The sequence below is a fragment of the Bacillus sp. ES1-5 genome, assembly GCF_022487605.1.
Lineage (GTDB): Bacteria > Bacillota > Bacilli > Bacillales > Bacillaceae_G > Bacillus_A > Bacillus_A wiedmannii.
Window position 1 is genome coordinate 1,594,800 of sequence record NZ_JAKVPU010000001.1, and the last position, 13,330, is coordinate 1,608,129.

9 protein-coding genes are annotated in these 13,330 nt (G+C 38.5%); 6 read left to right on the forward strand and 3 right to left on the reverse strand.

The window, feature by feature from the left end; translation table 11 throughout:
* Positions 1-149 precede the first annotated feature (149 nt).
* From odhA to MKO96_RS08260, 6 genes are all read left to right on the forward strand, one after another.
* Positions 150-3,017, forward strand: coding sequence for a 2-oxoglutarate dehydrogenase E1 component (gene odhA / locus MKO96_RS08235; protein ID WP_048561470.1), 2,868 nt, complete (start codon positions 150-152; stop codon positions 3,015-3,017).
* Positions 3,018-3,149: 132 nt separating this feature from the next.
* Positions 3,150-4,418, forward strand: coding sequence for a 2-oxoglutarate dehydrogenase complex dihydrolipoyllysine-residue succinyltransferase (gene odhB / locus MKO96_RS08240; RefSeq protein WP_240587200.1), 1,269 nt, complete (start codon positions 3,150-3,152; stop codon positions 4,416-4,418).
* A 125-nt stretch (positions 4,419-4,543) separates the two neighbouring features.
* Entirely contained in the window at positions 4,544-6,463 is a 1,920-nt protein-coding gene (locus MKO96_RS08245; RefSeq protein ID WP_240587201.1) for a putative thiazole-containing bacteriocin maturation protein, read from the forward strand.
* Entirely contained in the window at positions 6,460-8,409 is a 1,950-nt protein-coding gene (locus MKO96_RS08250) for a TOMM precursor leader peptide-binding protein (RefSeq protein ID WP_240587202.1), read from the forward strand. Before MKO96_RS08245 ends, MKO96_RS08250 begins: the two co-directional genes overlap by 4 nt.
* 16 nt (positions 8,410-8,425) lie before the next feature.
* On the forward strand, positions 8,426-9,967 hold the full coding sequence (locus tag MKO96_RS08255) for a SagB family peptide dehydrogenase (protein ID WP_240587203.1): 1,542 nt from the start codon (positions 8,426-8,428) through the stop codon (positions 9,965-9,967).
* 91 nt (positions 9,968-10,058) lie between these two features.
* Entirely contained in the window at positions 10,059-10,649 is a 591-nt protein-coding gene (locus MKO96_RS08260; protein WP_240587204.1) for a class I SAM-dependent methyltransferase, read from the forward strand.
* A gap of 31 nt (positions 10,650-10,680) precedes the next feature.
* Here the strand turns inward: MKO96_RS08260 and MKO96_RS08265 are convergent, their stop codons facing one another.
* The 3 genes from MKO96_RS08265 to MKO96_RS08275 all read right to left on the reverse strand — a co-directional run bounded on the left by MKO96_RS08265 (position 10,681) and on the right by MKO96_RS08275 (position 13,313).
* On the reverse strand, positions 10,681-11,091 hold the full coding sequence (locus tag MKO96_RS08265; RefSeq protein ID WP_098095516.1) for a DUF3908 family protein: 411 nt from the start codon (positions 11,089-11,091) through the stop codon (positions 10,681-10,683).
* Positions 11,092-11,388: 297 nt separating this feature from the next.
* Positions 11,389-11,877 (reverse strand): GNAT family N-acetyltransferase, encoded by a 489-nt coding sequence (locus MKO96_RS08270; RefSeq protein WP_240587205.1) that lies wholly within the window; start codon positions 11,875-11,877, stop codon positions 11,389-11,391.
* Between the two features lie 101 nt (positions 11,878-11,978).
* On the reverse strand, positions 11,979-13,313 hold the full coding sequence (locus MKO96_RS08275; protein WP_240587206.1) for a CoA-disulfide reductase: 1,335 nt from the start codon (positions 13,311-13,313) through the stop codon (positions 11,979-11,981).
* Positions 13,314-13,330 lie beyond the last annotated feature (17 nt).

The window sequence follows — 13,330 nt, forward strand, 5'->3', positions numbered from 1 at the left end:
GTAATAGTGTTTGGTATTATGTAAATTATTGTAATAACATAAGGGTAAAGAAAACATTTACATTGATTATTGGTTCATCAATTATTGAAAAGAGCAAAATGCACCTTTTGTATGGAAAAAGGATTATATGCATTGGGAGGTTTAAACAAATGACGAGGAAGAATACAACGACAAACCCTTGGGCCAAGTTCCATGGTCCGAACCTTGGTTATGTTATTGAGCAGTATGATCTTTACGTAACTGGAGCAGGTTCTGTTGATCCGGAATTACAAGAGCTTTTTGAAATTTTTGGAGCTCCTTCGTTTCAAGATGATGTCGTAACAGGGGACAACACAGCAACACATTTTTCTCCTCAAAACACAGGGAACATTGAAAAAATTCTTAAAGTCGTTCAGCTTGTTGAACAGATTCGTTCATTCGGGCATACGTTGGCTCACATCAATCCGATGGAAGATGCTGCTAATGGACAATCTCTTCTTGAGAAAGCAATGAACGAACTAAGCGATGCTGACTTGAAAGCGATTCCAGCAAAAACAGTATGGCAAGATGCACCAGAAGGTATTCACACTGCACTTGATGTAATTCATAGATTAAAAGACGTTTATACAAAATCTTTAGCTTATGAATTTTCTCATATACAAGATAGTGAAGAACGCGCGTGGTTGCATCAAATGGTGGAATCAAATTCATTGCGTCAACCACTATCAAATAAAAAACGGACTGCTCTTTTAAAACGTTTAACAGCTGTTGAAGGTTTCGAGCAATTCTTGCATAAAACATTCGTTGGGCAAAAGCGTTTCTCTATCGAGGGCGTTGATATGCTTGTACCTGTTCTAGATGAAATTGTTCTAGAAGGTGCAAAGGGCGGCGTAGAAGATGTCATGATTGGTATGGCTCACCGCGGTCGTCTAAGCGTACTTGCACACGTATTAGAAAAACCATATAGTCACATGTTTGCTGAGTTCAAACATGCAAAAATAGAAGGCGCAGTCGCAAATTCTGGCTGGACTGGCGACGTGAAATACCATTTAGGTAGAGAACAAGTCGTTAGTAACGAAGAAGTTAGCACTCGCGTTACATTAGCAAATAACCCAAGTCACCTTGAGTTCGTTAACCCTGTTGTAGAAGGTTTTGCACGTGCGGCTCAAGAGAATCGTAAAAAATCTGGTCTTCCAGAACAAGATACTTCAAAATCATTCGTAATTTTAGTTCATGGTGATGCTGCATTCCCTGGTCAAGGTATTGTATCTGAAACGTTGAACTTGAGCAGATTGAACGCGTACCAAACAGGCGGAACAATTCATGTTATCGCAAACAATGCAGTTGGCTTTACGACTGATAGCTATGATTCTCGTTCTACGAAATATTCAAGTGACCTTGCAAAAGGTTTCGATATTCCGATTGTTCACGTGAACGCTGATGATCCTGAAGCTTGTCTTGCTGCTGCTAACCTTGCGATTCAATATCGTACATTGTTCAAAAAAGACTTCTTAATCGATTTAATAGGTTACCGCCGCTACGGTCATAACGAAATGGATGACCCAGCAGTTACGCAACCACAAGTGTACAAGAAGATTAAAAATCACCCAACTGTAAGAGCGATTTATGCAGATCAATTACAAGCTGCTGGTGTTCTAAATGCAGATGAGGTTGAAACAATGACTCAGTTTATACAAGAGCAATTAAAATCTGACTATGCACAAGTACCACCAGCTGATACGAGCGCTGCAACAATTCACGTTAAAGTGCCAGATGTTGTTGCAAAAGGCATTCAGCCAATTGATACTGGTGTTGAGATTGACTCACTTCGTGCAATTAATGAAGGGCTACTATCTTGGCCAGAAGGCTTTAACGTATATCCGAAAGTGAAGAAAATTCTTGAACGCCGTAAAGACGCTCTTGAAGAGAACGGTAAAATTGAATGGGCACTTGCTGAGTCATTAGCATTCGCTTCTATTTTACAAGAAGGTACGCCAATTCGTTTAACTGGTCAAGATTCACAGCGTGGTACATTCGCGCACCGTCATATCGTATTACACGATACTGATACAAATGAAACATATTCACCATTACATCGCTTACCAAACATTAATGCATCCTTCTCTGTTCATAACAGTCCGTTATCAGAAGCTGCTGTTGTTGGTTACGAGTATGGTTATAACGTATTCGCTCCAGAAACTCTTGTTATGTGGGAAGCGCAATATGGTGACTTCTCAAATACTGCGCAAGCATTATTTGATCAATATGTTTCAGCAGGAAGAGCAAAATGGGGTCAAAAATCTGGTTTAGTTCTTCTATTACCGCACGGTTATGAAGGTCAAGGACCAGAGCACTCTAGTGCACGTCCAGAGCGTTTCTTACAGTTAGCGGCTGAGAATAACTGGACAGTTGCAAACTTAACGAGCGCGGCACAATACTTCCATATTTTACGTCGTCAAGCATCTATCTTAGGAACAGAAGCTGTTCGACCATTAGTATTGATGACGCCGAAGAGTTTATTACGTCACCCACTTACGCTTTCAACTGCTAGTCAGTTAAGCGAAGGACGTTTCCAGCCTGCTCTAGAACAAGAAAACCTTGGCATGAAACCAACTAAAGTAAAACGTCTTGTTTTAAGCACAGGTAAAATGGCAATTGACTTAGCAGCAGAAATTGAGTCTGGTAAACATGAGTATAACTTAGATGAAGTTCATGTCGTTCGTATTGAACAGCTGTACCCATTCCCTGCTGAGAAAGTTCAATCTATTATTAAACGCTTTAAAAACTTAGAAGAAATTATTTGGGTTCAAGAAGAACCTCGTAATATGGGCGCATGGCATTACATGGCTCCAATTCTGTTCGAACTTGCTGGAGATAAAGTGAAAACAGGTTATATTGGACGCCCAGATCGCTCTAGCCCATCTGGCGGCGATCCATTCGCTCACAAAGCTGAGCAAGAACTAATTGTTGCACACGCTTTAGATGTGAAGTATAACTTCCGTCAAGATAAACAAGAAATTGAAGTTTTCAGCAACTGAAAGTAACAACGAAGGTTTCTAGCTTGTTCCCCGGACAGATATTCTGCCCGGGGGCAGGCTAACAAATGGAGATTACCGAAGACAAAAGAAGAAAAAACACACCGTTAGGCAAATAAGGGGAGGACATTTAAAATGATCGAAATTAAAGTACCTGAGCTTGCAGAATCTATTACTGAAGGAACTATCTCACAATGGCTTATCAACGTAGGCGACAAAGTTGAGAAAGGTGGCAGCGTTGTTGAGCTTGAAACTGATAAAGTCAATGTAGAAATCATTGCAGAAGATTCAGGTATTGTATCGAAGTTACTAGGCGAACCTGGGGATACAGTTGAAGTTGGTGCAACTATTGCAATTTTAGATGCAAACGGAGCACCAGTTGCAGTAAGTACACCTGCACCGGCTGCTGAACAGCCAAAACAAGAAACAACTGAAGCACCGAAAGCTGCGGCACCAAATGCTGAGCAAACTACAGCTTTACAAGGTTTACAAGGTTTACCAAATACGAACCGTCCTATCGCATCACCAGCTGCTAGAAAAATGGCTCGTGAATTAGGTATCGACTTAAACGACGTACGTAGTACAGATCCACTTGGACGTGTGAGACCACACGATGTACAAGCTCATGCTGCAGCTCCAAAAGAAGCACCAGCTGCTCCAAAAAGTCCAGCTCCTGCTCCAGTTGCAAAAACGGAATTCGAAAAACCAGTTGAGCGCGTGAAAATGTCCCGCCGCCGTCAAACAATTGCAAAACGCCTTGTAGAAGTTCAACAAACATCTGCAATGTTAACAACATTTAACGAAGTTGATATGACTGCAATCATGGAATTACGTAAAGAGCGTAAAGACGCTTTCGAGAAAAAACATGATGTACGTCTTGGCTTCATGTCATTCTTCACAAAAGCAGTTGTTGCAGCATTAAAACAATTCCCATTATTAAATGCTGAAATTCAAGGCGACGAGCTTATCATTAAAAAATTCTATGATATCGGTATTGCAGTAGCAGCTCCAGATGGATTAGTTGTTCCAGTTGTACGTGATGCTAACCAATTGAACTTCGCTGAAATTGAAAGCGAGATTCGTAATTTAGGTCTGAAAGCACGCGATAATAAACTTTCATTAAAAGAGTTACAAGGTGGTACATTCACAATTACAAACGGTGGTGTATTCGGTTCTCTAATGTCAACACCAATCCTAAATAGCCCACAAGTAGGTATTCTAGGAATGCATAAAATCCAAGTACGTCCAGTTGCGATTGATAACGAGCGTATGGAAAACCGTCCGATGATGTACCTTGCACTATCTTACGATCACCGTATTGTTGATGGTAAAGAAGCAGTTAGCTTCCTTGTTGCTGTTAAAGATATGCTTGAAGATCCAAAATCATTATTATTAGAAGGTTGATAGATTAATAATCTATCACAGGCTGTAGAATGAATTATTCTACAGCCTTTTTTTATTGCGTTCATACGGGACAAATTTCATAACATAAGCTAATAATGTATGCCTAAAACGTAAGGAGGATTAAAATGAATAACCTTCCAATTGATGCAAAACTTAAAGTAAATAAGGATACTTTTTTCCTCCCCGACTCAAACGGGGGTGTCTATTTTCGAAATAATGCCAGTTCATTTCGTATGGACGGTGATGGAATTTACAACTGGATTGAAAAATTAATGCCAATGTTTAACGGGAATTATTCTTTAGCAGAAATAACCGATGGTCTCCCTCTCCCCTATCAAAATCGTGTATTTGAAATTGGAGAGATTTTATATGAAAATGGTTTCGTTCGGGATGTAAGTCAAGATGCACCTCATGCATTAAATAGCGCATTACTTGATAGATACGCTTCACAAATTGAATTTTTAGAAGCTGATTCTCATTCAGGCGCTCTAAAATTCGAAACGTATCGCGCGGCAAACGTCCTTATAATTGGTTCTGGAGATATGCTTACTTCCTTAGTTTCTTCTTTATTAGAATCAGGATTACCTACCTTTCATTACCTTGTTACAGATTATGAGGAAACAAATTACGATCGCATTCATGAGCTAGTAGAGCTTGCACATGAAGTTGATGATCATGTCCTTGTTCAGGAAATAGATACGACAATTGATCTTCCCCTGCATGAAGTGTTCGAGCCTTTCGACTGGATTTTGTATGTTTCTCAAAATGGAGATATTGAAGGCCTAAGAGCAGTTCACACGATTTGTAGAGAAATAGGAAAGAACTTCATACCTGCCGTCTGTTTATCAGCACTTGGTATAGCGGGCCCTACCGTAATAGCTAATCATGAAGAATGCTGGGAATCCGCATGGCATCGGCTACATGAAACAACTTTACAAAATGAACATTCATCAGCATCATTTTCACCACTTCCATCTGCAATGTTAGCAAATATAATCGTATTTGAATTACTTAAGCATGTCGCTGATGATTCTTACCGAGAAAAAGAACCACAATTCTTTTTATTAAATTACGAAACACTCGAAGGAGCATGGCATCCTTTTATAAAACATCCTCTCGCAACTGATGAAAGTTTTACAATTGATACGATAGAAAATCTTCCTGAACAACTTGAGCATCGGTCCAACCAACATACCTCAACTGATTTATTCCGCTTTTTCGACTCATTAACTTCTAAAGAAGCTGGTTTATTCCATGTATGGGATGAACAAGATTCATATCAATTACCGTTATCACAATGCCATATTCAAGTAGCTACTCCACTATCAGATGGTCCTGCTTCCCTCCTGCCCCTTATGACTTGTGGTGGTTTAACTCATAATGAAGCGCGCCGAGAAGCTGGTTTAACAGGAATTGAAACATACGTAGCGGAAATTATGCATCGCCTTATTCCTGAACATAATGATATCGGTATTGGCGCTGGAGAAACGATGACAGAAGGTGTATACCGGGCGCTACAACAACATTTAAATAATAAATTGTATGAGCGGCAGTCACATATGCTAGAAGAAATTACGACGATTGATTTAACTGAAATTCATGATAAACATTGTAGATTTTATTACGATGCTCTCTCTACAATTCATGAAACACCTAAAATAGCAGTAAGTGAAGAGATTCTCAGCTTTCCTGTCGTTTGGATCGGTATAAATGATCGCTGGTACGGTGCATCTAATATTAATATGACGTTAGCCTTACGAAACGCACTACAACTATCACTTCTTCATATTCAAAATGAAGAGACTCCTTACAGAGCTAATATCTTGCCTGAATCCTCTATTATTTTATATGACACGGATTCTTTTAGATTAGAAATACAAGAGGAAGAAGAAATTCCAAGCACGCAATCTGTACAGCTTGCCTTGCAACATTTAGAAGAACATAATTTTTATCCATTCGTGTTTGATTTAGCCATTGAATCATTTTTGAAAGAAAACTTAGATGGTGTGTACGGTGTATTAATTGCAAAGGAGGACAGTCTATGACTCAAAATATATTGCTTATAGGAGATGGCTTACTTGCAAACTATGTACATGATCAACTATGCAAACAATATTCTATCATTCGCCAACATAACCTTACAGAAGAACTCCCTGAAAATATTCATCTCGCTCTCGTATTACATGATGGCTCTCCTTCTACTATTCATCATGATGCCGAGCTAATGTTTCGATCGAATCATATTCCATGGCTACGTGCATTCACTTCATTTGGTGAAGGTATTATCGGTCCTTACATTCATCCTCTTGCAACTGGCTGTTCCAACTGCTCTGATGGACGCCGATTTATCGCTGGCTTTGATCAACAAGAAATGTGGGAACTACAGCGGAAATATGCGTTAAAGGCAGATAATGTAACAAGGCGTGATGTACGTGCCACCCAAAATGGCATGTTACAAATGTGCCATCTTATTCGTGCAGAAACAGAGAAAATATTAACTCATAACCATTCTTCTTTAGAAAATGAACTCATTTTACTAAACTTACAAACACTGCAATGTACGCGGCATTCTTTTCTTCCCGATCCACTCTGCCCTGTATGTAGCAATTTGCCTGATGATACGGCAGATGCAGTAGCGATTTCGTTACAACCGAGCTTAAAAACAAGCGAAGCAGCATATCGCTGTCGTTCCATTCATGAACTAAACACATTTTTAACGAGAGATTATTTAGATTATCGGGTCGGTATGTTAAACGGAAAAATGCAGCACTCTTTATTACCATTTGCTGACGTTATTATAAACATGCCATTAATGTTTGGAAATGAAGGTGTTGCAGGCCGAACTCATTCATTTGCAATAAGTGAAGCAACTGCTATTTTAGAAGGTTTAGAACGATATTGTGGTATGTCACCTCGAGGAAAAAAGACAAATGTACACGGTAGTTTTCGTGAGTTAGAGGATCATGCACTTAATCCACTCTCGCTCGGTGTACATACAAATGAACATTATAATCGTAATAGTTTTCCGTTTAAGCCGTTTGATCCTGACTATGAACAAAACTGGGTATGGGGCTACTCTTTATTACAAAACCGGCCACTTTTAGTTCCTGAATCAATTGCTTATTATAGCCTCGGTCATCGAGATGCTTTCGTGTATGAAACATCAAATGGATGTGCCATTGGTGGTAGTTTAGAAGAAGCAATTTTTCACGGCATTTTAGAAATTGTAGAGCGTGACGCCTTTTTGCTCACTTGGTATGCCGAATTACCTCTCCCCCGTCTTGATCTTAGTTCAGCAAATGATACGGAATTACAATTAATGATTCAGCGGCTGTACACGATTACTGGGTATGAGTTACATGCTTTTAACGCAACGATGGAACACGGTATCCCAAGCTTATGGGTAATTGCGAAAAATACGCGTGAAAATGGAATGAACGTTGTTTGTGCGGGTGGCTCTCATTTAGACCCTGTTCGCGCTTTAAAGAGTGCCATCCATGAAATAGCAGGCATGTTACTAATAGCAGACGATGAACTCGAACAAAAAAGAGAGCATTACGAAAACTGCTTACACGATCCTTATCTCGTTAATAAAATGGAAGACCATAGTATGCTGTACGGATTGAAAGAAGCAGAAGAACGGCTTCACTTCCTTTTACGTGACGATGCCCCTGTGCAATCGTTCCAAGAAATGAATGCATTACAATCAGTTGATCTAGATTTAACATCCGATCTTCATCAACTTTTAAACCGTCTGCAGCAATCTGGACTTGAAGTAATCGTTGTAGATCAAACAGTACCTCTTATAGAAAAAAACGGATTACATTGTGTAAAAGTCATTATTCCAGGCATGCTCCCGATGACGTTCGGTCACCATCTTACTCGGGTTACAGGACTAGATAGAGTATATACAGTACCGATGACACTTGGATATAGCGCTGAGCCTTTAACGAATGAACAATTAAATCCACATCCGCATCCGTTTCCATAGTAAAGGAGGGGATTCTATGCAGCTGGATACTTTTTTACATCATCTCCATTTTTCTATCGATGAAATTATGCCCAATCATGAAGTGAACTGGGAAGATGCACCACTTCCTTATAAATTATATCGAAATGTACCTGTCATCCCTCTCCCTTTAGAAATACCATTCTCTGTACCTAACTCTTCTACTACACCAACTTTAAAGGAAATTGGTCATTACCTTTGGTACTCATTCGGTTTAACTCAGTTATGTCAGCTAAATAGCGAGAAAATTTTATTCCGAAGATCTATCCCTTCAGGCGGCGCTTTATATCCAAATGAATTGTATATATATTTAAAGATTGACGATTATCCAGACGGCATTTACCATTACGACACCGCGCATCACCGGCTTGTTTTACTTCGTGAAGGAAATTTCGATTCTTATCTTTCGGAAGCACTTGGCAATCGTTGTAACATACAGTCTTGTTTTGGTGCTGCATTCGTATCTACTATGTTTTGGAAAAACTTCTTTAAATACAATAACTTTTCATACCGGCTTCAAGGATTAGATAGCGGTGTTCTCATCGGACAATTACTTGCATGTGCCAAACAATTCGGTTACACAAATGGCGTATATTTTCAGTTTCTAGACCGTGCAATCAATCATTTACTCGGACTGTCAGAAAGCGAAGAAAGTGTGTATGCTGTTATTCCTTTAAGTACAGAATCGCAAACTGATTGGTTTCACAATGATTACCGTGAAAATAAAACAGTTACTTCTCATGAGTTATTACAGCAAATTCCGCCGTTAGCACACGAATATTTCGTTCGATCAAAGCAAGTATATAAACATCCTATGATAACAAAAATAAATGAAGCTTCTATGATCGAATCAACAGCACACTTCCACACACTACATCATGAAGAGCACTATCAACATCATGCGCACGCTGTACAGTTGCCGCAAGTAGAACGGTTATCGTATGATTTCTTACAACTTTGTAAAGAACGGTATTCCCCTGATGCTGACTTTACTTTCACGAAATGGGATGCAGCCGAGCTCGCTACTTTACTACAAGAAGCGAGCCTCTCCTTCCCTTATTACAACGACCTTGACGGTCAGTATGTAAATGAAAATGCGCGCGTCTCCTTATATGGATGTTTTTATAACGTAAAAAATATAGAAAACGGTGCTTACGCTTATAACAGTAAAACGCATTCCATACAACCACTTCGATATGGAGACCTTCGTTATCCCCTTCAATCTAGTATGACGATGGATAACGTGAATCTTTTTCAAGTACCGCTTTGCCTACATGTAGTCGGAAAGAAAGATTACTATACACGTGCATTAGGCTATAGAGGGTACCGTATTCACCAAATGGAAGCTGGCATACTCGTCCATAAACTCGTTTTCGCCGCAACCGCGATGGGGATGGGCGGTCATCCATTACTAAGTTTTGATACAAATTCATGTGATCAGTTATACGGGATAGATACTGGAAATGAAACGTCTCTCATTCAAATTCCTGTTGGGGCGTATCGAGCACGGAATTGGTTAAAAGGGGATTTGCGTAATTAGAAGCACGCCGGTGGACGGCGTGCTTTTTTAAAGGACTTAATTTATAAAAAGCGAAATGAGTATATATTCTTACATAAAAGGAGAGTTTAACTTGAGCATTTTACAACGATTAATCCAGCAAGCAAAAAATCCTCGCGGGACAATTGGTTCTTCCATGCTTTGTATTATGAACACTGCACATACGAGGATAACAAATTGGGCATTACAGAAATTACATATAAAGAAAGATGCAATCATATTAGATATCGGTTGTGGCGGAGGTAAAACGATACACACTCTTTCAAAACGAACTCCACTTGGGAGAATATATGGGATTGATTACTCCGATCAAGCTGTAAAAAATTCTCTACAGACGAATATAAAGGATGTTCAAAAACAAAAAGTCATTATTCAACAAGCAAGCGTTTCTTCTATTCCCTATCATACGAACTTCTTCGATCTCATTACCGCTTTTCAAACACACTACTTTTGGCCTGATGTGGAACAAGATATAAAAGAAGTATTTCGCGTCCTACAACCGAACGGATCCTTTTTATTAGTGGCTGAAACTTTCAAAATTCAATATCATATGGAGAAATGTAAAACGACTGAAGAATTAATAAACCTATTTTATAAAACAGGATTTAAAAGTGTGAAATGTTACGAAGAAAGAGGATGCCTTTGTGTAATAGGAAACAAATAAAAAAGCAGACCCTTTGAGGTCTGCTTTTTTACTAGATTAATTTAAAAATACTCTTAATTTGTCTCGCGAATAACCAATTTTTCGTACCGTAGTTATCATTTAAACTATCTAAATTGATAGATTGTCCGTTAGCAAACTTTAATTCTAACGTTGTATTTTTGTCATTTGTTTTTAAGTTGCTATGTGTAATTGCTTCATACTTTAATTTTTCGATTTCAACATATTCATCTTTTTCTTGTCCAATCACGACATGATCTTGGAAGAAAAACAATACTTCTACCTTCTTACCGAAACAAAATACATTTTTCGTATAAATTAATGTCGCATTATCAAGTCCGACGCATACTTCTTTCATCTCTTCCACAACGTGTCCAAAGTCTTCTTCTTGTCTTGCGTTTGATTCAGCAATCCATTCTTCGATTGTTTTCATGTTAATTGCCATACTGTGCCCCCTGGTTCGTCCATTACTTTATTTAAAAATAAATACTATATGAAAATATAAGCGATAAGTACTATGTTTTCAAGGGTGAACGGTATATTCGAAATAAAGTGAAACTTTAATTAGTGGAGGTGTTCTTCATCCCCCACTGATTATTAGTTGAACCAATCGGGCTTTTACGGGCAGTTGATCCCCACCTAACCTCTTTGCTTTCGCTGAATTTTGAGGTGGGGGTCTTACTGCCCGTTAATGCGGGATAAAGTTAAATTTCAAAGTAATCTACTAGGGGCACCGATTTCATTATATTTTAAACGTTTGAACGAGGCATTCTTCATCATCGATTAACTGTGTTTTCTCATCAAATTCGATGTTTAGCTCCCTATATACTTTCTTCCAAAAAGAAACAGCTGGTACATTTTTCACAAGTTCGATAACGAAATACTGTCCTCGTTTCTCTTTTAGTACATTCTCAATAACTTGTTTACCAATTCCTTTTCCTTTGTACTGATTCAATATGAAAATGTCATTTATGCCAAAGTCGTTTTCCTTCTTCAAAAACGGGCGTTCCAACAATAATAAAAATCCTACAATACTATTTTCAGCTTTTATAAAATACGGAGTGATTCCGTCATTTTTCCAAAACATGTGCAAATCTTCGTATTCAAAAAATCCATTTGCCCCAATCTTTATATTAGGAGTGAATGTAGAGAGGTCATGAAGATATAGTGCGTACAAATTACGTAATATTTCTTTTTCTGATTCTTGAACTGTTTGAATTGTTACAACCATTTTTAATAATCCCCTTCCCTATATGTAACTGTTTCTCCCTCTTTATTATTCGCTAAAAAATTTTACCTACCTTTGCAAAAAAAAATAGCACTTAAAAAGTGCTATTCTGCTCTCCTTGCCGCTTGCTGAATTGGATCCCAAACACTGTTATATGGTGGTGCATAACTTAAGTCGACATCTTCTAAATCGTGAATGCTCATTTTATTGAAAAGCGCCATTGCGATTACGTCAATTCGCTTATCTACACCTTCTTCTCCAATTACTTGTCCGCCCAATAATTGTTTTGTGTCCGAGCGATATAGTAATTTCAAGTGAAGTGGCTTAGCACTTGGATAATAACCGGCCATATTTGTTGAATCTACATGAACCGTCTTATACGGTATGTTTAGCCCTTTTGCTTCTTTTTCATTTAAGCCTGTTCTTGCGAGCGTCAAATCCATAAATTTAATAATACCTGTACCTAACGTACCTTTAAATGCTCTTCGTTTATCAAGCATATTCAGTCCAGCGAGTCGCCCTTGTTTATTCGCAGTCGTTCCGAGCGGGATATGATCATGAATTTCCTTTATAACGTGGTAATGTGTGGCACAATCACCAGCTGCATATACGTCCTGCACATTCGTTTGCATATATGCATTTACTTCAATTGCCCCTTTATGATTTGTACGTATATTTGTTCCTTCAAGAAAATCAGTATTTGGCTTCACTCCAACCGACACTAAAACAAGATCTGCTTTATACGTTCCTTTATCCGTTTCAATTTGTTCCACTCTTTCATTTCCTTTAAATGCTTTTACATTTTCATTCGTTAAAATTTCAATATTATGTTTACCTGCTTCTTTATGTATATGTTCAGCCATATCTGCATCATAAATCGTACCGATATGATCATTTCTCTCAATCATTCTTACTTTCTTACCAAGTTCAACAAATGTTTCTGCCATCTCCAGTCCAATCGCACCGCCGCCAATAATAGTTACATCCTCAACTTTATTCGTTTCTAGCGTTTTTAATATACGCTCAGCATCAGGAATTGTTTTTAAAAGATGAACGCCTTGCAAATCTCGACCTTCCCATTCTGGCATAATAGGGCGCACTCCAGTCGCAATTAATAATCGATCGTACGGAAATTCAAAAATATCTTTCGTCTTCGTATGCTCTGCGTACACCATTTTCTTTTCCGTATCTACTTTCGTTACTTCATGACGCACTTTCGCATCAATTCCATACTTATCACGAAACGTCTTTACATTACGCGCGATTAATTTTTCCGTAGAAGCGATAGCACCACTAATGACATATGGTAACCCACACTGCGCGTACGAATAAATTTCACCTTTTTCTAACGTCACAACATTTGCATTTTCATCGTTTCTAACAATTTGCATAGCTGCACTCATACCAGCTGCATCTCCGCCAATAATGACATAGTTCACTTTACCACTCCTTCTTT